The organism is Mycobacterium sp. NPDC050441 (assembly GCF_040655355.1).
Lineage (GTDB): Bacteria > Actinomycetota > Actinomycetes > Mycobacteriales > Mycobacteriaceae > Mycobacterium.
This window is the reverse complement of the sequence record NZ_JBFAJS010000008.1, coordinates 226,403-249,425: the sequence shown is the minus strand read 5'-3', so window position 1 is coordinate 249,425 and position 23,023 is coordinate 226,403. Positions and strand designations below refer to the sequence as shown.

The following is a 23,023-nucleotide window of genomic DNA, read 5'->3' as shown; positions in this document are numbered from 1 at the left end:
TCGTTCAACTCCTCACTGTTCGGGTGCTGCCGGTGAGCCGACAGCAAACTCCCGAGTTGGGGCGGATATCAACATATAACGATTTCACAATAGTTCGGGCCACCGCGAAAATAAAGGATTCCGGCAATGGCGCGCGTTTTTGCCACGAGTCTCGTTCCGGAGGCGCACGCTCCGGTGAACAGTGTGTGAAACTCTTTGGCTGCGACCGTTTTAGGGGCTCAGGCGATGGTGTCGCGGGCGCCGAGCCGGAGGTGCTCGATGTGGTAGATGGCTTCATCGAGCAGCTGCGCCACATGGCTGTCGTAGAGCCGGTACACGATATTGCGGCCAGACCTGTCACCGGTCACCAGGCCCAGCGCCCGCAATAGCCGGAGCTGATTGGAGACCGCGGGCTGCTCCATGCCGACTGCCGCGGACAGTTCGGTGACCGAGCACGGCGATTCCCGCAGCCGGGTCAGGATCAGCAATCGGTTGGGGGAGGCCAGGGCCTGCAGAGTCTCGGCGACTTTGGCCGCTGAGGCGGCGTCGAGGGACGCTGCCGGTGTCGCGCGCCCCTCAACTCCGTGGCCCATGCCTTTCATTCAAGCACGCGGGCCCGAATGTCATTGATACATTTCAATCTCTACATGTATAAAGGTATTTGTTGTTGCATCCGACGGGAGACGCTCCATGACCGCTCTGGCACCCGCGCCGGTGCTTGGCCGCCCTGTGCCGATGCCAGGTCGTTCGATCGGCTGGCTGTGGTCGGTGGCTTCGGTGCGGTGGGCTGTCGCAGCACTCGCACTGTTCCTGGCCGGGGTGGCCGCGCAATTCTCGGGCGCTCCCGAGCCGGTGTGGTGGACGCTGTATCTGGCCTGCTACCTCACCGGCGGCTGGGAACCTGCGTGGGCGGGCCTTCAGGCTCTGCGCGACCGCACGCTCGACGTCGACCTGCTGATGATCGTGGCGGCGATCGGTGCGGCGGCCATCGGGCAGGTGTTCGACGGCGCGCTGTTGATCGTCATCTTCGCGACGTCGGGCGCGTTGGAGGAGGTGGCCACCGCGCGCACCGAACGTTCGGTGCGCGGTCTGCTCGACCTGGCCCCGGCCGATGCCACCCTGCTCGACGCCGACGGCGCCCACCACATCGTCGCCGCAGAGTCGTTGCGGCCCGGCGACCAGATCCTCATCCGGCCGGGGGAACGGATCTCGGCCGACGGCACCGTGATCGGTGGATCCTCGGACGTCGACCAGTCGTCGATCACCGGTGAACCGCTGCCGGTCGCCAAACAAAAGGGCAACGACGTCTTCGCCGGAACACTCAACACCATTGGGGCGCTGCAGGTCACGGTCACGCGGGACCCTTCGAGCACGGTGGTGGCCCGCATCGTCGCGATGGTTGCCGAGGCGTCGGCCACCAAGGCCAAGACCCAGTTGTTCATCGAGAAGGTCGAACAGCGCTATTCGGTACTCGTGGTGGTCGCCACCCTGGCGCTGTTCGCGGTGCCGCTGGCCCTGGGTGCCGATGTGCGCTCAACTCTGTTGCGGGCCATGACGTTCATGATCGTGGCCTCGCCGTGTGCGATCGTGCTCGCCACGATGCCGCCCTTGTTGTGCGCGATAGCCAACGCCAGCCGTCGCGGCGTGTTGGTGAAATCCGCGGTCGCCATGGAGCGACTGGCCGACACGGGCGTCGTTGTGCTCGACAAGACCGGAACACTGACCACAGGCGCTCCCCAGGTGTCGCAACTGGTGACGTTGGGCCGTGCCGGTGAGGTGGATGTGCTCACAACCGCCGCTGCCGCAGAACAATTCAGTGAGCACCCGATCGGGCGCGCCATCGTCGCCGCGGCGGCATCGCGTGCCATCGCGGTGCCTGATGCCACCGGCTTCACGGCCCGGACAGGCCGCGGGGTAGCCGCGGTCGTCGACGGACGCCCGGTCGAGGTGCTCAGCCCCGCAGCGTATGCGGGCCCGGCGATCCCGGCCGTGGCCGAGATCGAAGCCACCGGGGTTACCGCCGTCATCGTGACCGTCGACGGCCAGGCGATCGGGGTACTGGGGCTGCATGACCAGGTCCGTCCAGGGGCGGTTGCTGCTGTGGGGGCACTGCGTGCCCTCACCGGATGCTCGCCGGTGCTGCTCACCGGTGACAACCACGCGGCGGCGGCGCGGCTGGCCGGGCAGTTGGGCATCGAGGACGTGCGAGCCGGACTGCTGCCCGAAGACAAGGCCGCCGCCGTCCGGGAGCTGGAATCCGCCGGGCGGCGCGTACTGATGGTGGGCGACGGGGTCAACGACGCGCCGGCCATGGCCTCCGCGCATTCCTCGACGGCGATGGGGCACAGCGGTGCCGATCTCACGGTCGACACCGCCGACGTCGTCACCGTCGGGGATGACCTCTCGGCGATCGCCGCGGTGATCGCATTGTCGCGGCGGGCCCGGCGACTGGTGATCGCCAATCTGGTCATCGCCGCCACGGTCATCACCGTCCTGGTGGCCTGGGACCTGTTCGGACACTTGCCGTTACCGCTCGGAGTGGCCGGTCACGAGGGGTCGACGATCCTGGTCGCCCTCAACGGGCTGCGGCTGCTCAGGGGCGCAGGACGTCCTTGAGTGCGTCGAGCACCGCGGGATCCTCGATGGTCGAGGGCACGGGCTCGTCGAGCCCGTCGGCGATACCGCGCATGGTCTTGCGCAGGATCTTGCCCGAGCGGGTCTTCGGCAACGCCGCCACCACGTCGACCTTCTTGAAAACCGCTACCGCGCCGATGTTTTCCCGCACCCGGTCGACCAGTTCCTGGGTGATCCCGTCGGTCGTGGCCCCGGTCTTGAGCACCACGAAGCCGCGCGGCACCTGACCCTTGAGTTCGTCGGCGACGCCGATCACCGCGCATTCGGCCACTGAGGGATGGTCGGCCAGTACGGCCTCGATCGACCCGGTCGACAACCGGTGTCCGGCGACGTTGATCACGTCGTCGGTGCGGCCCATCACGAACAGGTAGCCGTCGGAGTCCAGGTACCCGCCGTCGCCGGTGAGGTAATACCCGGTGAACGCAGACAGATACGACGCGACGTAGCGATGGTCGTCGCCCCACAACGTGGGGAGCGTGCCCGGCGGCAACGGCAGCTTGATGCAGATGGCGCCTTCCTCACCGGCCTCGCACCGGGTGCCGTCCGAACGCAGGATCTGTACGTCGTAGCCGGGCATCGGCACGGTGGCCGAACCGGCCTTGATCGGCAGGGGTTCGACGCCCATCGGGTCGGCGGCGATCGCCCATCCGGTTTCGGTCTGCCACCAGTGGTCGACCACCGGGATGCCGAGTTTGTCGGCGGCCCAGTGGTAGGTGTCGGGGTCGAGGCGCTCGCCGGCCTGGAACAGATACTTGAGCCCGGACAGGTCGTAATCGGCCACCCGGGTGGCGTCGGGATCTTCCTTCTTGATCGCGCGGATCGCGGTCGGGGCGGTGAACAGCGCCTTGACGCCGTACTCGGCGGCCACCCGCCAGAACGCGCCGGCATCGGGGGTGCCGATCGGTTTGCCTTCGTAGAGAACGGTTGTCGCTCCCAAGAGCAGTGGCGCGTACACGATGTAGGAGTGTCCGACCACCCAACCAACGTCGGAGGCTGCCCAGAACACGTCGCCGGGTGCCACGTCATAGATGTGGCGCATGCTCCACAGCAGGGCCACCGCGTGCCCGCCGTTGTCACGGACGATGCCCTTGGGTTTGCCGGTGGTGCCCGACGTGTACAGCACGTACAGCGGGTCGGTGGCGGCCACCGGCACCGGATCGGCCGGTTTGGCGGTGGCCATCAGCTGCTGCCAGTCGTGATCGCGTCCGTCGACCAGCTCGCAGGGGCTCTGCTCGCGCTGCAGGATGACGCAGGCCCTGGGCTTGTGCTCGGCGATGTTCAGCGCCGCGTCCAGCATCGGCTTGTACTCGATGACGCGCGTCGGCTCGATCCCGCAGGACGCACTCACCACCACCGTCGGACGGGCGTCGTCGATGCGGGTGGCCAGCTCGTGTGCGGCGAACCCGCCGAACACCACCGAGTGCACCGCACCGAGGCGGGCGCAGGCCAGCATCGCGATGACGGCCTCGGGGACCATCGGCATGTAGATCACCACGAGATCGCCCTTGTTCACCCCGAGCCCACGCAGGGTCCCGGCGAACTGGGCTGTGGCATCGCACAACTCGCGGTAGGTGTACGTCGCCTTGGTGCCGGTGACGGGGGAGTCGTAGATCAGTGCGGTCTGATCGCCGCGTTCGGCGACGTGGCGGTCCAGGGCGTTCGCGCAGGTGTTGAGCTCCCCGTCGGGGAACCACCGGTAGAACGGCGGGTGGGTGTCGTCGAGTACGCGCTGCGGCTCGGACGTCCAGGTCACCGCCTTGGCGGCGTCGGCCCAGAACGTGGCCGGGTCGTCGAGGCTGGCTTCGAAGAGCGCACGGTAAAGGGCAGCATCACCTGACATACCGGCACCGTAGCGTGCCCGCCTGGCCGAGGTCGGTGATTGTCGCTGGTCGGTGGCCGGTCCGCGCCCGAAGGTCGTTAACCCGCGGTGATCGGTCGTCAGGCCTGATCTGAGGCCGGGGACGGCCCGGCCGGCTGGGCGACCGACCGGCCCGCACCGCCCTTCTTCGTCTTGGGCGCCACGGGTACCGGCTCGATCCCGAGCGGGGTCGCCGGCCGTACCGCCGCCTGGCACATCTCGATCGCCTTGTCGGTGTACACGCGGTAGCCGTAATCGGGGTTGTATCCGTGGATTTCGGGTGTGTCGAGGTCCACCAGCGAACGGCGGCCTGTGCGTCCGCTGGGTTCACTCCTGGAAGCGGTAACCCATCCCCGCCTCGGTCAGCAGGTGGACCGGATGTGACGGATCGTCCTCGAGTTTGCGGCGCAGTTGCGCCAGGTACACCCGCAGATAGTGGGTCTCCTTGGCGTAGGCCGGTCCCCACACCTCACGCAACAGCTCTTCGCGGCCCACCAACTTGCCGCGATTGCGCACCAGCATCTCCAGCATGCCCCACTCGGTGGGGGTCAGGTGCACCTCGTTGTTGTTCTTGGTCACCTTCTTGGCGGCGAGATCAACGGTGAACGAGGAGGTTTCGATGACGGGCTCGTCGGTTTCGGAAGCTGCCGCGCCGCGGCGCACGGCCGCCCGCAGCCGGGCCAGGAACTCGTCCATGCCAAAGGGTTTGGTGACGTAGTCGTCGGCCCCGGCGTCGAGCGCCTCGACCTTGTCCGACGAGTCGGTGCGGGCCGAGAGCACGATCACCGGTGCCGAGAGCCAACCCCGCAGGCCGGCCAATACCTCGATGCCCGACATGTCGGGCAGCCCGAGGTCGAGCACGATCACGTCCGGCCGGTGGTCGGCGGCAGCGCGCAGTCCCTGCCCGCCGTCGGTAGCGGTGTCGACCTCGTAGCCGCGCACCGACAGGTTGATTCGCAGCGCGCGAAGGATCTGGGGTTCGTCGTCGATCACCAGGACGCGGGTTTTGGCGGAGGTGGTGGGTGTCATGCCGGTTCGTCCTTTGGCGGTGCAGCAAGGTCGATTTCGACGGTGAGGCCACCGCCGGGGGTGTCGGTCGCCGAGATGGTCCCGCCCATGGCTTCGACGAAGCCGCGCGCAACGGACAGTCCCAGCCCGACGCCGATGGTGGTGTCCTGGTCGCCGAGCCGCTGGAACGGTGCGAAGAGTTGTTCCTCGGCCCCGCGCGGCATTCCGGGTCCTTCGTCGATCACCGCGATCAGTACCCGGTCGGCCACCTGCCCGGCGCTGACCCGGATGGGGCCGTCGGGTGCATACCGCAGCGCGTTGTCGATCAGGTTGGCCAGGACCCGCTCGAGCAACCCGGCGTCAGCCATCGCGACGGCGTCGCCGACCTCGACCTTCACCCGGTCCAGGCCTTCCCGGGTGAATCCGGTGGCGCCCCTGCTGATTCCCAGCAGCGCGCGCTGCACTGTCTCCTCCAGATAGACCCGGCGCAGCTCAGGGCGAACCACCCCGGCTGACAGCCGTGACGAGTCCAGCAGGTTGCCGACGAGCGCGGTGAGCGCGTCGACGGATTCCTCGATGGTGGCCAGCAATTCGGCGGTGTCCTCGGCCGAGAAGTCGATGTCCTCGCTGCGCAGGCTCGACGCCGCCGCCTTGGCCGCGGCCAGCGGAGTGCGCAGGTCGTGGCTGACCGCCGAGAGCAGTGACCGGCGCAGTTCATCGGCCTGTGCGATGGCTGCCGCTTTGCCGGCCTCCTCGGTAAGCTCGCGTTGTTTGACCAGGCCCGCAGCTTGTTTGGCGACGGCGCTCAGCACGCGGCGGTCGCGCGCTGCCAGTTTGCGTCCGGCCATCAGCAGCCAGAATTCGTCGTCCCCGACTTCGATTGCGGTGTCGGCGGTGTCCACCTCGGCACACGGCTTTGTGCCGACGCACGCCACGATCTCGGCGGTGCCCGCGTGTTCCCGCAGCAGGCTCACCGCCCGTTGGGAGTAGGTCTCCCGCAGGCGTTCCAGCAGGGTGGTCAGGTCGGCGCCGCGGAGCACCGACCCGGCGAACAGCGTCAGTAGTTCCGCCTCCTGCGAGGCTTTCCTGGCTTCGCGCGCCCGGCTCGCGGCGCCGTCGACCAGTGCCGCGACCGCGACGGCGACCAACAGCAGCACGACGACGGTTACCGCACTGTCGGGTTCGGCGATGGTGAACGTGTGGCGCGGGTCGACGAGGAAGTAGTTCAGCAACAGCCCGGACAGCAGGGCGGACAGCCCCGCGGGAGCGACGCCGCCGAGCAGCGCGACGATCAGCACGCCGATGAAGAACAGGGCGCTTTCGCCGCTGACTCCGAGGTACGGGTCCAGCAGGGTGACGATCGCCAGACAGATCGCGGACGGAACCACCAGGGCCGCAAGCCAGGACATGATGTGGCGCTGGCGGGGTGTGGCGGTCGAGAGGCCGAACCCGCGACGGGCCTGGTCATGGGTCACCATGTGCACGTCGATCTTGCCGGACTGCTGCACCACCGCCGCCCCGATGCCCTCGTCGAACATCCGGGCCCAGCGGGACCGCCTCGACGTGCCGAGCACCAACTGGGTGGCGTTGCGTTCGCGCGCGAAATCCATCAGCGCCGTGGGCACGTCATCGCCGACGACGGTATGCAGAGTGGCGCCCAGGCTGTTGGCCAGCTCGCGCACCTTGCCCATCTGGGGCGCCGCGATACCCGAGAGTCCGTCCCCGCGGACGACGTGCACGACCATCAGCTCGGCGCTGGATTTCGACGCGATGCGGGATGCCCTGCGTACCAAAGTTTCCGACTCGGAGCCGCCGGTGACGGCGACCACGACGCGTTCGCGGGCTTCCCACGTGTCGGTGATCTTGTTGTCGGCGCGGTACTTGGCCAGCGCGGCATCGACCTGATCGGCGAGCCACAGCAGGGCCAATTCGCGCAGTGCGGTGAGGTTTCCGCGCCGAAAGTAGTTGGACATGGCGGCATCGATGCGTTCCGGTGCGTACACATTGCCGTGGGACAACCTGCGGCGCAGCGCCTCCGGGGTGATGTCGACAAGCTCGATCTGGTCGGCTGCCCGGACGATCTCGTCGGGAACCTTCTCCTGCTGCTCGATTCCGGTGATCTGGGTGACCACATCGTTGAGGCTCTCCAGATGCTGGACGTTGACCGTCGAGATCACGGTGATCCCGGCGTCGAGCAGTTCCTCGACGTCCTGCCAGCGCTTGGGGTTCTTGCTGCCCGGGGTGTTGGTGTGGGCGAGTTCGTCGACCAACACCACCTGCGGGTTGCGGGCCAGCACCGCAGCTACGTCGAGTTCGGGGAAGCGGCCTCCCCGGTACTCGACGTAGCGCGGCGGGATGGCCTCGATGCCGTCGAGCAGATCGGCGGTTTTCTTGCGCCCGTGCGTTTCGACCACGGCGGCAACCAGGTCCGTGCCCCGTTCGAGCCGGCGGTGGGCCTCGCCGAGCATCGCGTAGGTCTTACCCACGCCGGGAGCTGCACCCAGATATATACGCAGCTCACCGCGTTTGGTGGGGCCCGACGACGGCGTATTCACAAGTCCATCATCCTCGTGCCTACAGCGCGTCGAGGGCGATGTTGAGTTCGAGCACGTTGACCCGCGGTTCGCCGAAGAAGCCGAGGGTGCGCCCGTCGGTGTGCTGGGCCACCATGGCGCGCACCAGCTCGGGGTTGAGACCCCGGGCCTTGGCCACCCGGTTCACCTGTAGATCGGCGTAGGCCAAGGAGATGTGCGGGTCCAGGCCGCTTCCGCTGGCGGTCACCGCATCGGCCGGCACCGCGGGCTCGGCGGGCGCGCTGCCGCGGATCGGCACGATCAGGCCGAGGCTGTAGTCCTCGCCCGCCTTCGCGCATTCCACCCGAACGCCCTCATAGGTGTTGAGGAACGGCGTCTTCGTCGTATCGCATGGCTCGTTGACGCTGACCACCTTCGTAGGGTGAATGACGTTTCCGCGGGCGTCGCGCGTTCCGATCACCGACAACACCGCTCCGACACCGCCGCCGGTGCAGAACGGGCGGGCGCCGTCGACACCGTCGAGCTTGCCGATCGCTGCGCTGCGTGAGCACACCATGGTGAGCAGGCTGGGCTTGTCGGGCCCGTCGACGGTGCTTTCCGGGCCCAGGTTGCTCGCGCTGGTGGCCATCGGGTCGTAGCCGTCACCGGCCATCGACGGCCGGCTCTGGAAGTACCGGGGCAGCGGGTTGCCGTCGGTGTCGGTGAACGACTGACCGATCAGGCTGCTGCCGACCGGCTTTCCGTTCGCCTCGATCAGCGATCCGTCGGCCTTGTCGCTCAGGCCGGGGACTTGAGCCACCAGCCAGATGAAGACCGGGTAGCCGATGCCCAGGATCACGGTGAGTACCAGCAGGGCCCGCAGGGCCGCTGCGTGTTGACGTATCAGGTTGGAGAATTTCATGTCACATTCCCGGGAAGAGTTGGACGACGAGGTCGATCAGCTTGATGCCGATGAACGGTGCGATGATGCCGCCGAGGCCGTAGACGTACAGGTTGCGGCTCAACAGCTTGGACGCGCTGCTGGGGGTGTACCGGACACCCTTGAGTGCCAACGGGATCAGCGCCACGATGATGATCGCGTTGAAGATCACCGCGGACAGGATCGCCGATTGCGGGCTGTGCAGCCGCATGATGTTCAGCAGGTCCAGGCCGGGGAACAGCGCCACGAACAACGCCGGGATGATCGCGAAGTACTTCGCGATGTCGTTGGCGATCGAGAACGTGGTCAGTGCCCCACGGGTGATCAGCAGTTGCTTGCCGATCTCGACGATCTCGATGAGCTTGGTCGGGTCGGAGTCGAGATCGACCATGTTGCCGGCCTCTTTGGCCGCCGAGGTCCCGCTGTTCATCGCGACGCCGACGTCGGCCTGGGCCAGGGCGGGGGCGTCGTTGGTGCCGTCACCGGTCATCGCGACGAGCTTGCCGCCGGCCTGCTCCTTCTTGATCAGTGCCATCTTGTCCTCGGGCGTGGCTTCCGCGAGGAAGTCGTCCACACCCGCTTCGTCTGCGATGGCTTTGGCGGTCAAGGGATTGTCGCCGGTGATCATCACGGTGCGGATGCCCATGCGGCGCATCTCGTCGAAGCGTTCCCGCATGCCCTGCTTGACGACGTCCTTGAGATGGATGACGCCCAGCACCTCGGCGTTGCCGTTGATGACGTGCCCGACCACCAACGGCGTACCGCCGGCAGCCGAGATTCCGTCCACGATGTCGCCGAGTTCGGTTGGTACCAGGCCACCTTCGGAACGCACCCACTCGGCGACCGCGCCCGCCGCGCCCTTGCGCAGCCGGTGATCGCCGGACAGGTCGACGCCCGACATCCGGGTGTTGGCACTGAACTCCACCCAGTGGGCCTTGTCGAGTTCGCCGGGTGTGCGTGCCCGCAGGCCGTATTCCTGCTTGGCGAACACCACGATCGAGCGACCCTCAGGGGTCTCGTCGGCCAGGCTGGAAAGCTGGGCCGCATCGGCGAGTTGCTCGGGCGTGACACTGGACAGCGGCACGAATGCCGCGGCCTGCCGGTTGCCGAGGGTGATGGTGCCGGTCTTGTCGAGCAGCAGGGTGTTGACGTCACCGGCGGCCTCGACGGCGCGACCGGACATGGCTAGCACGTTGCGCTGCACCAACCGGTCCATGCCGGCGATGCCGATCGCCGAGAGCAGGGCGCCGATAGTGGTGGGGATCAGGCACACCAGGAGCGACACCATGACGATGCCCGAGATGCCGTTTCCGTTGAGCGCCAGGGTGTCTGCGACGCCCGGGTTGTTGGCCTTGGAGAAGATGGCCAGCGGCTGCAGGGTCGCGACGGCGAAGACGAAGATGATCGTCAACGAGGCCAGCAGGATGTTGAGTGCGACCTCGTTCGGGGTCTTCTGCCGGTTGGCGCCCTCGACGAGGTTGATCATCCGGTCGATGAAGCTCTCGCCCGGCTTCTGGGTGATCTGGACGACGATGCGGTCGGACAGCACCGTGGTGCCGCCGGTGACGGCGCTTCGGTCGCCGCCGGATTCCCGGATGACGGGTGCGGATTCACCGGTGATCGCCGATTCATCCACCGAGGCAATGCCTTCCACGACATCGCCGTCGCCGGGGATGGCCTGCCCGGCCTCGACCACGACGATGTCACCCTGACACAAAAGGGGCGCCGCCACATCTTCTTCTTGGGCCTCGCGGTCCAGTGCGCCCGGGGACCAGCCGGTGAGCCGGCGGGCCATGGTCGAGGTCTTGGTCTTACGGAGCGACTCGGCCTGGGCCTTGCCACGTCCCTCGGCCACGGCCTCGGCCAGGTTGGCGAAGATCACCGTCAGCCAGAGCCAGATGACGATCAGCCAGGAGAACCAGGATGGGTTGAGGACGGCCAGGATGGTGCTCCAGACCGCGCCGATCTCGACGATGAACATGACGGGGTTGCGCCACAGCGTGCGCGGGTCGAGCTTGCGCAGCGCGTCGGGCGTCGATTTCCAGAGCATCTTCGGGTCCAGCAGGCCGCCCTGAAGTCGCGTGGAGCTACCGGGTTTGGGCTTCGTGGACGACGGTGAGTCGAGGGTGGGTATTGACATCAGTGAATTCCTTCAGCAAGGGGCCCGAGCGCAAGCATGGGCAAGAAGGTGAGGGCGACCAGGATCAGCGTGACGCCGGCGACCATGCCGACGAACTGGGGTCGATGGGTGGGCAGGGTGCCGACTGAATCAGGGGTCTTACCTTGGCGGGCAAGGGATCCGGCGAGCGCCAGCACGAAGATGATCGGCAGGAACCGGCCGAACACCATGGCGAGGCCGAGGGCGGTGTTGTACCACTCGGTGTTGACGCTGATGCCGGCGAACGCGGAACCGTTGTTGTTGGCAGCCGAGGTGAAGGCGTATAGCACCTCCGACAATCCGTGCGGTCCGGAGTTGAGCATGCCCGCCCGTTGGCCCGGCATGGCCATGGCCACCGCGGTGCCGGTCAGCACGATCAACGGTGTCACGAGGAAATACGTTGCGGCGAGCTTGATCTCCCGCGGGGTGATCTTCTTGCCCAGGTATTCCGGGGTGCGGCCCACCATCAGGCCGGCGATGAACACCGTGATGATCGCCAGGACCAACATGCCGTACAGACCGGACCCGACGCCGCCGGGAGCCACCTCACCCAGCTGCATGTTGAACATCGTGATCATGCCGCCGAGGCTGGTGTAGGAGTCGTGGAAGGAGTCCACCGCACCCGTCGACGTCAGTGTCGTCGCGTCCGCGAACACCGCCGAGTTGGCGACGCCGAACCGCTGCTCGACACCTTCCATCGCGGAACCGGCGGCGGTGGGGACGGTGCCGTGGGCCTGCAACTGGAACAGCATGATCAGGCTGACGCTGATCGTGGCGATGACGGCCATTGCCGAGGCGATCGCCAGGCCCTGCTTGGGGCTGCCGACCATGCGGCCGAACGTCCGCGGCAGCGAGAACGGGATCATCAGGATCAGGAAGATCTCCACCCAGTTGGTCCACGTGGTGGGGTTCTCGAACGGGTGCGCGGAGTTGGCGTTGAAGAAGCCGCCGCCGTTGGTGCCGAGCAGTTTGATGACTTCCTGGCTGGCGACGGGGCCGCCCGGGATGGTCTGCGTCCCACCGACGAGGGTGTTGATCGCCTGGGTGTGCAGTTCGAAGTTCTGGATGACGCCGCCGGCAGTCAGGACGATCGCGCCGATGATCGAAATCGGCAGCAGGATACGGAGACTGCCGCGCACCAGATCCACCCAGAAATTGCCGAGATCGCCGGTGCTGCGGCGAACCAGGCCCCGTACCAAGGCCACGGCCACCGCCATGCCGACTGCCGCCGATACGAAGTTCTGCACGGCAAGGCCGGCCATCTGCACCAGGTGCCCCTGGGTGGATTCACCCGAATAGGCCTGCCAGTTCGTGTTCGTGACGAAGCTGATGGCGGTATTCCAGGCCAGCGCCGGTGTCATGGGCGTGCCTGGATCGTTCAGGTGCAGCGGCAGCTTGCCCTGTACCAGCTGCAAGATGAACAGGAACAGCACGCTGATCGCGGAGAAGGCCAGCACGCTGCGGGCATAGGCGCCCCAGGTCTGCTCGGCCTTCGGATCGGCTCCGATCAGCCGGTAGATGACGCGTTCCGCGCGCGAATGCTTCTCCGACGTGTAGACGCGGTACATGTAGTCGCCGAGTGGCACGTGGACCGCCACCACCGCGATGATGAGAACGGCGAGGAAGACGATCCCCGCGGTTGTAGTAGTCACTAGAACCTCTCCGGAAACAACAGCGCCGCGAAGAGAAACAGCGCGATGAGGATCGCCAGGCCCAGGCCGACGACGTTTTCGTAGCTCACAGCCCCTCGACCAACTTCTGCACCAGGCCGAGCAGCGCAAAAATAGCCACTGTCAGCACGATGAACACCACTACGGACATGGGTTCTCCCACACGTATACGGGCGCCGTATCTCGGCGACCTGCTCAAGAATCCGCCCGACCGGAGCGCCCGGCCACGATCTTTATGTCTTCTTTACGCTCGGCTGCCAGACCTTTACGGGATTCCTCACCGCGGCCTACTGCGCGCCGGTCCGGGGCGGATGAGCTGTCGTCAAGATGGTGTCAAAGTGCCCCACACCGGGCGTAGGAATTACGTAATCAGCGGGTAATTCGCGGCCCTCCCTTCTTTAACGTGCATGAGAAATGTCGGCGCGTATGAGGAGCAGGAGCCATCGACGGTCAATCGCCATGGGGGCCGACGTCGTGGGCGCAGCTGTGCGCCATCGTCGCCTTTGTCGTATTTCTGCACGTCCCGCTCGGTAACTACATGGCCCGCGTGTACAGCGCTGACGGCACCTGGGCGGTTGAGCGGGTGATCTATCGCATCGTCGGGGTGGCGCCGGGCGAGCAGCAACGTTGGACCAAATACCTCAGTGCGGTGTTGGCCTTTTCGGCGGTCGGCGTGCTGTTTCTATTTGGATTGTTGCTTTTGCAGACCTATTTGCCGGAACCGTGGGGCCATAAAGGAATGACGCCGGCATTGGCGTTCAATACCGCAATTTCATTTACGACCAATACCAGCTGGCAGAACTACCCCGGCGAAGCGACCCTCGGCCACGTCGGACTGGTGGCCGGTCTCGGCGTGCAGGCGTTCGCGAGCCTCGCTGTCGGCATGTGCGTCGCTGTGGCATTGATCCGCGGGCTGGGACAGTATCAGAACTCCGAGATCGGCAATTTCTGGGTGGACCTGGTGCGCACCGTGGTGCGCATCCTGTTGCCGCTGTCGGTGATCGTGACCGTGATCCTGCTGGCTCTCGGTGTCGTCAACAACTTCCATGGCGCCCAGGAGGTTTCGACGCTCGCCGGGGGCGGACAGACACTGCTGGGCGGTCCGGTCGCTACGTGGGAGTCGATCAAGCTGATGTCGGGAGACGGCGGAGGGGCGTTCAACGTCAACAGCGCCCATCCCTTCGAGAACCCGACGCCGTTGACCAATGCGGTCGAGATCGTCGCGATGCTGCTGATCCCGGTGGCATTCCTGCGGACTTTCGGGGTGATGGTGGGCGACCGCAAGCAGGGCTGGGCCATGTTCGCCGTTGTCGCATCGCTTTTCGTCCTGGCAACGGTGGCAGTGGTCGCGGCCACCTCGATGCCCCACGGAACCGTGGTACATGCGGTGGGCGGGCCGGTGGAAGGTACCGAGATCCGGTTCGGCGTACCCGGCAGCGCGCTGTTCGGCCAGGTGGCAACTGCCACCGGAGACGGCGCCGCGAACGCGTCGTACGACAGTTTCGCCAGTCTCGGGGGCGCGGTGTTGATGCTGAACATGATGCTCGGCGAGGTCACCCCCGGTGGCGCCGGCAGCGGTCTGTACGGCCTGGTGATGATGGTGCTGCTGGCGGTCTTCCTCGGCCTGATGGTGGGGACGACGCCGGAGTACCTCAAACAACGACTGCAGGCCAGGCACATGAAGCTGGTCAGCCTCTACCTCCTCGCCCTGCCGACCGCGGTCCTGGTGGGAACGGCCCTGGCGATGGCGATGCCCGGTCAGCGCGCGGCGATGCTCAATTCGGGGCCGCACGGGCTCTCCGAGGTGCTGTACGCCTTCACCAGTTCGGCAGCCAACAACGGCAGCGGCTTCGCAGGGCTGAGCGGCAACACCACCTGGTACAACGTCGCGCTGGCGATCGCCATGGTGATCGGGCGGTTCCTGCCGATCATCGCGGTCCTCGGCCTCGCCGGCACCTTCGCCGCGCAACGACCGGGTGTCGTCACCGCAGGCACGCTGCGGACGCATTCACCGACCTTCATCGTGCTGACCCTGGCTGCCACGCTGCTGCTCATCGGCCTCGAGTACCTACCCGCGCTGGTCGTCGGTCCGATCGCCGATGCGTTGCAGTGATCAACGCAGCGTCAAGTTCGGACCACAAGGCGTCAAGAGACCGCTAAGACCCTGGTGGTCGGCGCACCGGTTGCGGGATCGTCGGAGAGTGGCCACTGGCAGTGGGCCAGGGCTCGACGAGGAAGAACAAGCTCCCGGTGACGCTCTCCGATTTCCTGATGCACATGTTGTCCGCACCTGTGCCGCGCGCCCGCGTGGCCGTCGGCGGAAGCGATGCCCGGCGAAGTCCGACAGATGACGCCGGGTGTGAGGACCTGGCGCGCTACCAGGACTACCGCAGACTGTTCCGGGCCGCCGAGGTGCCGTTGCCCGCTGAGGTTCTCGGCAATCGCACGGCGGCCAAGTGGGCCAGGGACCAGCACGTGAGCATCGATGTGCGCTCCGGGGCAGACATCGCCGGTGTGGTCGCGGCCAGCATTCCGCTGTCGCGTGTCACGGTTTTCGCCGATGTGTTGCGGGAGGCAGAGTTGCGTGCGGCGGCGGGCCTCGGATTCGGCCGTATCGTGGCCGGAACGGTTCAGCAGATCGAGATCCTGAGATCGGCTGTCGTGAACCAGCAGGACGTCGTCATCCGAATGTCCGATTCGAGCGCGAGCGTACGTATGTTGACGTCCGCTGCACCGTGCGGCTTCCGATTCGACAGCAACGAGTCGGATGCCGCGATGGCCGCGGTCGTCGGTCATGACAAGCTGAACCTGGTTGGGCTGCACTGCGAGATCGGTGCCGGTGACGAAGATTTCATCAGCTACCCGGCTGCCATCGGGCAGGTGATCGCGGAAATGGCCCAGGTTCGTCACGATCACGGCGTTCTCCTCACCCGGCTCGGGCTCGGCTGCGGGCGGATGATCCCGCCCGCGACTTGGGCGGCTGAATTGCACCGGCTCGCTGCGGAGATCGACGAGTCGCTCGACGATGCCTGCGGAACGCTGAGATTCCCTCGACCGCTGGTGGTTCTGTCGGCCTCGGCGGCCATTGGGGGACAGACCGCGGCATGACGACGTATTACGTTGAGCAGCCGCAGGATCTTCTCGACGATACAGTTGCACTGAGACGTTGTGCACTGTGGCGCAATGCGTTCCGGGATTTCGCGGTGAGCTATCCGGCTGAGCTGCTTGGCTTCGAAGCCGCCGCTGGATGGATGCGACGCCACCGGGTCACGGTCGATGTCGCGACCGCCGCTGAGTTCAACCTGGCGCTGGCGTCGGGAGTCCGACCGGCGCAGCTCGTGATGCACCCGCGTAACGGAGCCGCGATAACTCGCGGTCTCATGGGGCAGAGCGCGAGATTCGTCATCGACTCCGACCAGCAGGCCCGGGTCCTTGCCCGCGGAGCTCAGCGGATCGCGCATGTGTTCGTGCCCGGGGGCGCGGGGACGCATTCGATCGTCGCCGAGGTACTCGGGCATCGTCGGCTCGACCTCGTCGGGCTGCACAGCACCGCTGATCCGTCCGACGATCCGGTCGGGTTTGGTGCACTCCGGTCGGCGGTCGCCGAGATGGCCGCCATCAGGCGGAGGTATTCAGTGGTACTGAGCCGGGTCAGCCTGGCGGGATTGGATGGTGGCCGCTTATGCCTGCAGCCGTGGGCGTTGCGCCGCGTCGCCGAGGCGCTCGGTGAGGTACTCGAAGAGCAGTGCGCGCATTACCGCTACCCCCGCCCGGCATTGACTGTCGCACCATCTTTTTCGGCGTTGATGCCACGAAATGTCAATGTTGCGTGAATGTTTCATCCGGTCGTGTCAAGAGACCGCAAGGATGCTGGCCGAGTGGTCAGGACAGCGGAAAACTCGGAGCAGCGCAGACGGCATCCGGCCGCGCGCAGTGAAGAAGAGGTTCCGGTGACACTCACGGCAGGGTTGTGGTCCACATCTTCGGCGGCGTCGCAGCTGTCGCCCGAGCGGGAAGCCATGCGGCGGTGCGCGGCGTACTGTCGCTCCCTCGATCCCGTCGAGCTCGCACTGCCTGCCCGCGCACTTCGGGACAACAATGTGTCCAAGTGGGTGCGCGATCATGGCTCGATCGTCGCCGTCCGGGGCAGCGGAGACCTCGCCGCGGCGATCGGGGCGGGCATTCATCCGATGCGCCTGGTGGTGCACGCCGACGGGTTCACCGGTGACGAACTGGTGTTCTGCAGTGCCAACCTCGGGGTGGGGCGGGTGGTGGTGACCGACATCGCTCAGATTCATCTCCTGACCTCGTGCGCGGTGCGGCACCGCCGGCAGCGGGTGGTACTGGGAGCTACGGATGCCGACGCGGTGACCGCTGTGCTCAACGGACGCCGGCTGGATCTGGTCGGTCTCCACCGCGAAATCGATTCGAGGCAGGACTATTTCACCGCATATCCGGCAGCGGTCGGTGACCTGATCGAGGTGATGGCTGACGTTCGCCGGGCACATGGCACGGTACTCACCCGGGTGCTGGTCGGCGGTGGGTTCGACTTGGACACGGGGCCCGAGAATCTGTCCGCGTTCGCGCACGCGATCGAGATGACCCTCGACGACGCCTGTGCCACGTTGCGCTTCCCTAGGCCCGTGGTCGTCGTCTGTGCCGGGCTGGCTGTCCCGGCGTAGGGCCTGCCCGGGGCAGACCTGTACAGCGGACCTGCATCGGACATAAATTGAGCCGTGGGCCCAAAACGGCCAGAGGGCCGGCACCACGATCAGTCAGCGCCGAAAGCGTCGCTGAGGATTCTCGTTGTCGGTGCCGGGGTGGGTGGTATCTCCATCGCCCGGGGATTGCTGCGGGACGGCCATGACGTCACGGTGTTCGAACAGCGTCCCGAGGTCCGGGCCGGCGGTGGGGCCGTCACCATCTGGTCTAACGGCGAAACCGTGCTGGCGCAACTGGGTGTCGGCATGACGGGTGCCGGCCAGGAGCTGTCCACCGTGCGGGTCATGACATCGACCGGCCGTCCGCTGACTACGTTGGACGTGACCACGATCGTGAACCGGATGGGTGCGCCGGTCCGGATGGTCCCGCGCCGGGTTCTGCTCGAACGTCTGCTGGAAGGTTTTCCCGCTGAACGGATTCGGTGCAACGCGCAGGTGGTCGGGGTCGTGAACGGCACCCGTGGGGTTCGCATTGATTTCGCCGACGGCAGTTGTGCGGACGGGGATCTCGTAATCGGTGCGGACGGCCTGCACTCCACGGTCCGTGAGATCGTCGGCGCACCGCACGCGGAGCCGACAGGTTGGTGCAGCTGGCAAGGGCTGGCCGCGCTTCCGGACGGGGCCGATCGGCACGTCGCCTTCGTCATCGTCGGCGAGCAGGGGAACCTCGGTCTCTGGCCGGCCGGAGACACCGAGGTGCAGTGGTGGTTCGATCTGCCGTGGTCGCCGGACTTTGTCAGGCCAGAACGCCCGATCGAGGTGATCCGCGCCAATTTCACCGGATGGTCCGAGCTGGTCGATCGAGTACTCGCGACGTTGACCGACGATGATCTGGCGCGTTCGCCCTATCCGCATTTCCGCCATCCGATTCCCGGGCCGGGGCATGGTGCGTTGACGTTGTTGGGCGATGCGGCCCACACGATGCCACCAACCCTCGCGCAAGGGACCAACCAGGCGCTGCTCGACACGATGGTGTTGTGCAAGGCGATTTCGGATGTCCATCACGGAGCCAACGGCGATCTGCCCAGCGCGTTGCGCTGGTACGAGAACACCCGCCGCCGCCGGGTCGCAGCGGTGTCCCGGGTGGCCTCGCTGCAGGTGTCGCACGGTGAGGCCGTGCTGCGGCCGGCTGCGGTGGTCCCGGACCGGCTGATGACCTGGGTGCTGGCGACGTTCCTACGGGTGGTGAGCCACCGCCGGATGGCCGCGGGAATCAGCCGGGACCTGACCGGCGCAACCGCGGCAGGCAGCGATGAACATGCCCGCTGATGCCGTACGGGTGCGCGGCGCCATCGACGCGCCATCGAGCCGGCTGTGGCTCGTCAAATGGTGCGTGCTGGCCGTGCCGCACTATCCGATATTGATCGGTCTCTACCTCGTGTATCCGCTGGTGACCGTCGCCGCGGGTATCGCGATTCTGTTCACCGGCCGGTATCCACGGCCCCTGTTCGATTTCAACGTCGGGGTCCTGCGCTGGTCGTGGCGAGTGATGAACTACCGGTTCCCGATGAACACCACCGACCAATACCCGCCATTTACCCTCAAACCCAGCCCCGACTATCCGGGCGATCTCGAGGTCGACTATCCCGAACACCTGGTCAACTGGGCTGTACTGGTCAAGTGGTGGCTGCTGGCGCTGCCACAGATCATCATGTGCTGGGCGATGGAACCGCTGCTGCAAGTGCTTTGCGTCATCTCCGCGGTGCGGTTGCTGGCCCGGGGGACGGTCTCACAAGACATGTTCGACCTCCTGATGGGACTTGTCCGGTGGCGCTACCGCGTCGCGGTCTATGTGTCGCTGATGAGCGATGAATATCCGCCTTTCCGACTGGATCTGGGCAGCCGGGATTGAACCGAGGACTGCCCGGCCCCGTGGACAGGGAGGGTGCGGCCCGTATCCGGGAAGGGTGGGACTCGCATGACAACTTCAGCCAGATTCATCAGCGTGTGCGCCGGCGCTCCGATTGCGGCGCTCTGTTTCGGGGTGGGAACGGCGTGGGCCACCCCATCTAGCCCTTCCGCGACACACCAGGTGAATACCGGCGGGGTGGTGGTTTCGGCAGGCGGTCACAACGTGGTGCAGGTCGGCAGCAGCAACGCCTCGACGAGCGGACGCAGCGTCGCCGTCGCGTTCGACCTGCCGGGGCAGAAGGCGAGCACCGCAACCGCCAACGGGGACCGCAACTTTGTCCTCGCGGTCAACGGCAGCACCGCGCGGGCTGACGGGGATCGAAATTTCGTGTTCGCGGGTGACGACAGCACGTCCACCGCGACCGGCAACGGCAATGACGTGCGCGCCGCCTTCGGCAGTACGAATCACGTGATGGGCAATGACAACACCTCCTACGCGATCCCGAACAGTCATTCCCAGATAACCGGGAACAACAACTTCGCAGCGTCGCTGTGCGGGGGTAACGTCAGTGTGTCGGGGCAGGGGCAACGCGTCACGAGCGCACCCTGTGTCGGCCACTGACCTGAGCCGAGGTTCATGAAGCACCGCAACCCGTTGTTCCCCTATGTGTATCGGCTCGGCATGCCGGTATTCGACAGGCTGTTCTACCGCCGATATCGGCGGTCGGCGATGAGCCATGCGACGGGGCGGTTGCTGTTGGTCGGGCTGGGGCCGGGAACCGATCTGCTGTTCCTGCCGGGCGCGGTGACGTCTGTCGCCGCGGTGGAACCGGAGGCGGCGATGCGGCGAATGGCACGCGCCCTGGCCCGGCGCCACGGTGTCGAGGTCGATGTCGTCGACGGGGTGGGGGAGTCGATTCCGTTTCCGGACAACAGTTTCGATTCGGTCCATGTCGGGCTGGTGCTGTGTTCGGTCGACGATGTGCCGGCCACGCTCGGCGAGATCCGGCGGGTATTGGAGCCCGATGGTCGACTGGTCGTTCTCGAGCACGTCCGCGGCGAAGGCTTGATGGGGCGGTTCCAGGACCTGATCGCGAGGCCGTGGGCGTGGTTGTCGTCGGGGTGCGAGCCGAACCGCCGCACCGTCGACGCCATCGCCGCAGCAGGATTCGACACCAGCGGGCTGCACAGCAGCCGCCGGACGTTGGTGCCGCCGCCGTGCACACCGCATCTGCAGGGCGTGGCGACTATTCGACGCTGACGGCCTCGATGATGTTGAGCCGCGCGGCCCGTCGAGCCGGTGGAAGCGAGCCCAGCAGGCTGATCGCGAGTGCGCCGAGCGTGAACACCAGCGCCATGGGACTGGGTCGGAACGTGACGTCGAAATTCATGATGTCCCCACTGACGAGGCTGAACAGCCACTGATCGACCAGCCCGATCAGCAACCCGAGGATGCCGCCCACGATGCCGATGGCCGCCGCCTCGGCGAGCACCATGGCCAGCGTGTAGCGGCGGCTGGATCCCATCGCCCGCAGTACCCCGATCTCGCGGCGTCGCTCCAGCACCGACAGCGTCAACGTGTTGAGCAGCGCGACCGCCGCGACGAACACCACGATGATCCACACCGCGTTGGCGATCAGCATGCTCTGGTGCAGCGGGGCTTCGAGACCGGCCAGTGCGGTGGCGCCGTTGTAGGTGTGGTTCGGCGCCGGGACGACGTGACGGATGTTGGCCAGCAGGCGATTGGGATCGGTTCCCTTGACGGCGGTGACCTGCAGCGTCGTCGACCCCGGTCGGTCGAACCAGGCGCGCATCTGATCGAGGCCCATGCCGACGGTGCCGATCACCGTCGAGAAGTAGGGGACCAGCGCCAGCACCTTCGTCCGTTGGGGGCCGTGCGGCGTCTGCAATTGGAGGTCGTCGCCGACGCGGACGTTGAGGGTCTTGCCCAGATTCTGCGAGAGCACCACGCCGCGGCCGGCCAGCACGTCGCTGCGGGTCTGGTCGTCGAGGGCGTGGAAGAGGGCGTCGTGGCTGCCGGGGGCGAAGCCGTCGAGCATGACGCGGGTGCCGCCGACGACGGCGAAGCCCTGGGCGCCTTCGGTGACGTTCGCGACTCCGGGCACCTCGGTGATGCTCTCGGTAAGACCTTGGGGCAGAAGGCCGGTGGGGTACTGGTCGGGTGAGTTGGCGCTCACCCAGACGTCGGCATCGGCGACCGGGGCGAACACGTCTCGCGCAGAGCGGATCATGTCGTTGTTCGTGCCCGTGATCACCACGGTGGTGACGACGGCGATCAACACCGTCATCACCGTCGCCCACACCCGCCGTGGGGCCCGCTCGACCGTCGCCGCGCCCAGCGCCCCGGCCGATCCGAACAGGCGCGCCACCGCGGCGGTGGCCTTGACGATGGGTCCGGCCAGCGCGAAACCGAGCGCGATCTGCGCGGTGAACAGGGCCGCGATGGCCACGAACGCCATGGAACCCGGTTGGTAGAACACGATCAGGATCGCCGCGGCCAGCACCGCCACGGCCGCGATCCCGGTGACGATGCGCAGCCAGCGCGGCACGTTGTCCGCCGCCGACACCCCGACCGGGGCCAGCGCCTCGATCGGCGACACCTTGTACACCTGTCGGGCCGCCATCGCCGACGCCGCCACACTGGTCAACGCGGTCGCCGCGATGGCGACCGGGAGCGCATAGTCGGGTAGCCAGTACTCGATACGGGCTTCGAGGCCTTGCGTGATCGTCGGTGGCAGCCGGCCGATTGCCAGGCGGCCCAGCACTATTCCGAGCAGTGAGCCGATGGTGCCGCCGATCAGACCCAGGATTGTCGCCTCGGCGAGCATGTCGCGGACGATGGTGGCGCGTCGGCCGCCGATGGCGCGCAGCATCGAGATGACCGGGCGGCGTTGGGCGATCGCCATCGTCATCGTCGTGTAGATCAGGAACGCGCCGACCACCAGGGCGACCGCGGCGCCCATCAAGGCCATGTAGTTCATCAGCTTGACGCCGTCACCGGCGCGGGCCGCCCGCGAGCTCGGGGCGGCGACCAGGGCCCGGCCGTTCACCGCCGCGGTGACCTGCTCGCGCACGGTGTTGAGGTCGGCGCCGGGGGTGGTGGTGATCAGGATCGAGTCGAGCTGTCCTTGTCTTCCGGTGACGTTCTGCGCCAACGGGAGTGGCGCCAGCACATAGTGGCCGCCGTTGAGATCGGCGAGCTGTTTGCCCTCAAGTACCTCGGAGACGGTGACCGACCCCGAGCCGAGTTGGAACGTCTCGCCTTTCGCGTGACCGACAGTGGGGCCGACGCGGACACCCTCGGCTGACGCGGACGGCGCGTCGACCTTTACCCCGACCGCGTCCTTCAGAGCGCCTTCCAAGGCGCGGCTACGGTCGTCGGCGCCGAACAGCAGCACCGGTTCGGTCGCGGTGGGCGCGGACATCCGGATCATCGGGGCGGCGGTCGCGACGCCGGGGACCTTGGCGACGTCGGCTGCTACCGACTCGGGGAACCCCGCGTCGGTGACTCCCGAGACCTCAAGGGCGGCGATGCCGGCGACTCCGTCCGCGAGCCGGTTGACCGATCCCGTGATCGACCCGAAGATGCCGAGGATTGCGACGAGATACATTGCCGACACGGCCATTACAGCGATCGAGGCGATCGTCCGCCGCCGGTGCACGGTGAGTT

At 66.7% G+C, this 23,023-nt stretch carries 20 protein-coding genes; 9 read left to right on the top strand and 11 right to left on the bottom strand.

Annotated features, from left to right (window positions below; all coding sequences use genetic code 11):
- Positions 1-218: 218 nt before the first annotated feature.
- Positions 219-572, bottom strand: a complete 354-nt coding sequence (locus tag AB0I14_RS24430) for a metalloregulator ArsR/SmtB family transcription factor (protein ID WP_358027061.1) — start codon at positions 570-572, stop codon at positions 219-221.
- Positions 573-714: 142 nt separating this feature from the next.
- Here AB0I14_RS24430 and AB0I14_RS24425 point away from each other — a divergent pair, with 142 nt between their 5' ends.
- Positions 715-2,595: a heavy metal translocating P-type ATPase gene (locus AB0I14_RS24425; RefSeq protein ID WP_358027314.1), complete on the top strand. Its 1,881-nt coding sequence runs from the start codon at positions 715-717 to the stop codon at positions 2,593-2,595.
- Here AB0I14_RS24425 and AB0I14_RS24420 read toward each other — a convergent pair.
- The 9 genes from AB0I14_RS24420 to AB0I14_RS24380 all read right to left on the bottom strand — a co-directional run bounded on the left by AB0I14_RS24420 (position 2,573) and on the right by AB0I14_RS24380 (position 12,923).
- Positions 2,573-4,453 (bottom strand): propionyl-CoA synthetase, encoded by a 1,881-nt coding sequence (locus AB0I14_RS24420; RefSeq protein WP_358027058.1) that lies wholly within the window; start codon positions 4,451-4,453, stop codon positions 2,573-2,575. The genes AB0I14_RS24425 and AB0I14_RS24420 overlap by 23 nt on opposite strands.
- Before the next feature lie 98 nt (positions 4,454-4,551).
- Positions 4,552-4,767 carry a hypothetical protein gene (locus tag AB0I14_RS24415; RefSeq protein ID WP_358027055.1) on the bottom strand — a complete coding sequence of 72 codons (216 nt, stop codon included), beginning with the start codon at positions 4,765-4,767 and terminating at the stop codon, positions 4,552-4,554.
- A 31-nt stretch (positions 4,768-4,798) separates the two neighbouring features.
- Positions 4,799-5,500 carry a response regulator gene (locus tag AB0I14_RS24410; RefSeq protein ID WP_358027052.1) on the bottom strand — a complete coding sequence of 234 codons (702 nt, stop codon included), beginning with the start codon at positions 5,498-5,500 and terminating at the stop codon, positions 4,799-4,801.
- Positions 5,497-8,034 (bottom strand): sensor histidine kinase KdpD, encoded by a 2,538-nt coding sequence (locus AB0I14_RS24405; protein ID WP_358027049.1) that lies wholly within the window; start codon positions 8,032-8,034, stop codon positions 5,497-5,499. The genes AB0I14_RS24410 and AB0I14_RS24405 overlap by 4 nt, the downstream gene beginning before the upstream one ends.
- Before the next feature lie 19 nt (positions 8,035-8,053).
- Entirely contained in the window at positions 8,054-8,914 is an 861-nt protein-coding gene (locus AB0I14_RS24400) for a potassium-transporting ATPase subunit C (protein WP_358027046.1), read from the bottom strand.
- 1 nt (position 8,915) lies between these two features.
- A complete protein-coding gene (gene kdpB, locus AB0I14_RS24395; protein ID WP_358027043.1) occupies positions 8,916-11,072 on the bottom strand; it encodes a potassium-transporting ATPase subunit KdpB in 2,157 nt (718 codons plus the stop codon).
- Positions 11,072-12,742, bottom strand: a complete 1,671-nt coding sequence (gene kdpA / locus AB0I14_RS24390) for a potassium-transporting ATPase subunit KdpA (RefSeq protein WP_358027040.1) — start codon at positions 12,740-12,742, stop codon at positions 11,072-11,074. The genes kdpB and kdpA (AB0I14_RS24390) overlap by 1 nt, the downstream gene beginning before the upstream one ends.
- Positions 12,742-12,831, bottom strand: coding sequence for a potassium-transporting ATPase subunit F (locus AB0I14_RS24385; protein ID WP_019347277.1), 90 nt, complete (start codon positions 12,829-12,831; stop codon positions 12,742-12,744). The genes kdpA (AB0I14_RS24390) and AB0I14_RS24385 overlap by 1 nt, the downstream gene beginning before the upstream one ends.
- Positions 12,828-12,923: a potassium-transporting ATPase gene (locus tag AB0I14_RS24380; RefSeq protein ID WP_229481739.1), complete on the bottom strand. Its 96-nt coding sequence runs from the start codon at positions 12,921-12,923 to the stop codon at positions 12,828-12,830. The genes AB0I14_RS24385 and AB0I14_RS24380 overlap by 4 nt, the downstream gene beginning before the upstream one ends.
- Before the next feature lie 279 nt (positions 12,924-13,202).
- Here AB0I14_RS24380 and kdpA (AB0I14_RS24375) point away from each other — a divergent pair, with 279 nt between their 5' ends.
- The 8 genes from kdpA (AB0I14_RS24375) (at position 13,203) to AB0I14_RS24340 (ending at position 20,593) form a co-directional block, all read left to right on the top strand.
- The gene (gene kdpA / locus AB0I14_RS24375; protein WP_358027311.1) at positions 13,203-14,873 is read left to right on the top strand and encodes a potassium-transporting ATPase subunit KdpA; all 1,671 of its coding nucleotides are present in this window, start codon (positions 13,203-13,205) and stop codon (positions 14,871-14,873) included.
- 137 nt (positions 14,874-15,010) lie between these two features.
- Positions 15,011-15,868, top strand: a complete 858-nt coding sequence (locus tag AB0I14_RS24370) for a hypothetical protein (RefSeq protein ID WP_358027036.1) — start codon at positions 15,011-15,013, stop codon at positions 15,866-15,868.
- Positions 15,865-16,593: a hypothetical protein gene (locus AB0I14_RS24365; protein ID WP_358027032.1), complete on the top strand. Its 729-nt coding sequence runs from the start codon at positions 15,865-15,867 to the stop codon at positions 16,591-16,593. The genes AB0I14_RS24370 and AB0I14_RS24365 overlap by 4 nt, the downstream gene beginning before the upstream one ends.
- A gap of 117 nt (positions 16,594-16,710) precedes the next feature.
- Complete coding sequence (locus tag AB0I14_RS24360; RefSeq protein ID WP_358027029.1) at positions 16,711-17,442, top strand: LysA protein; 732 nt, start codon at positions 16,711-16,713, stop codon at positions 17,440-17,442.
- A gap of 111 nt (positions 17,443-17,553) precedes the next feature.
- Positions 17,554-18,750 carry an NAD(P)/FAD-dependent oxidoreductase gene (locus AB0I14_RS24355; protein WP_358027308.1) on the top strand — a complete coding sequence of 399 codons (1,197 nt, stop codon included), beginning with the start codon at positions 17,554-17,556 and terminating at the stop codon, positions 18,748-18,750.
- 10 nt (positions 18,751-18,760) lie between these two features.
- Positions 18,761-19,333 (top strand): DUF4389 domain-containing protein, encoded by a 573-nt coding sequence (locus tag AB0I14_RS24350; RefSeq protein WP_358027305.1) that lies wholly within the window; start codon positions 18,761-18,763, stop codon positions 19,331-19,333.
- A 222-nt stretch (positions 19,334-19,555) separates the two neighbouring features.
- Positions 19,556-19,954 carry a hypothetical protein gene (locus tag AB0I14_RS24345; RefSeq protein ID WP_358027026.1) on the top strand — a complete coding sequence of 133 codons (399 nt, stop codon included), beginning with the start codon at positions 19,556-19,558 and terminating at the stop codon, positions 19,952-19,954.
- Positions 19,955-19,969: 15 nt separating this feature from the next.
- Positions 19,970-20,593, top strand: coding sequence for a methyltransferase domain-containing protein (locus AB0I14_RS24340; protein WP_358027023.1), 624 nt, complete (start codon positions 19,970-19,972; stop codon positions 20,591-20,593).
- Here AB0I14_RS24340 and AB0I14_RS24335 read toward each other — a convergent pair.
- On the bottom strand, positions 20,580-22,979 hold the full coding sequence (locus AB0I14_RS24335) for an FtsX-like permease family protein (protein ID WP_358027303.1): 2,400 nt from the start codon (positions 22,977-22,979) through the stop codon (positions 20,580-20,582). The genes AB0I14_RS24340 and AB0I14_RS24335 overlap by 14 nt on opposite strands.
- Positions 22,980-23,023: the final 44 nt, after the last annotated feature.

What these genes read in the sequence shown, in the direction of transcription:
- AB0I14_RS24335 (WP_358027303.1), bottom strand. Translation starts at nt 22,979, where the DNA reads ATGGCCGTGTCGGCAATGTATCTCGTCGCAATCCTCGGCATCTTCGGG.
- AB0I14_RS24340 (WP_358027023.1), top strand. Translation starts at nt 19,970, where the DNA reads ATGAAGCACCGCAACCCGTTGTTCCCCTATGTGTATCGGCTCGGCATG.
- AB0I14_RS24420 (WP_358027058.1), bottom strand. Translation starts at nt 4,453, where the DNA reads ATGTCAGGTGATGCTGCCCTTTACCGTGCGCTCTTCGAAGCCAGCCTC.
- AB0I14_RS24365 (WP_358027032.1), top strand. Translation starts at nt 15,865, where the DNA reads ATGACGACGTATTACGTTGAGCAGCCGCAGGATCTTCTCGACGATACA.
- AB0I14_RS24410 (WP_358027052.1), bottom strand. Translation starts at nt 5,500, where the DNA reads ATGACACCCACCACCTCCGCCAAAACCCGCGTCCTGGTGATCGACGAC.
- AB0I14_RS24400 (WP_358027046.1), bottom strand. Translation starts at nt 8,914, where the DNA reads ATGAAATTCTCCAACCTGATACGTCAACACGCAGCGGCCCTGCGGGCC.
- AB0I14_RS24425 (WP_358027314.1), top strand. Translation starts at nt 715, where the DNA reads ATGCCAGGTCGTTCGATCGGCTGGCTGTGGTCGGTGGCTTCGGTGCGG.
- kdpB (WP_358027043.1), bottom strand. Translation starts at nt 11,072, where the DNA reads ATGTCAATACCCACCCTCGACTCACCGTCGTCCACGAAGCCCAAACCC.
- AB0I14_RS24430 (WP_358027061.1), bottom strand. Translation starts at nt 572, where the DNA reads ATGGGCCACGGAGTTGAGGGGCGCGCGACACCGGCAGCGTCCCTCGAC.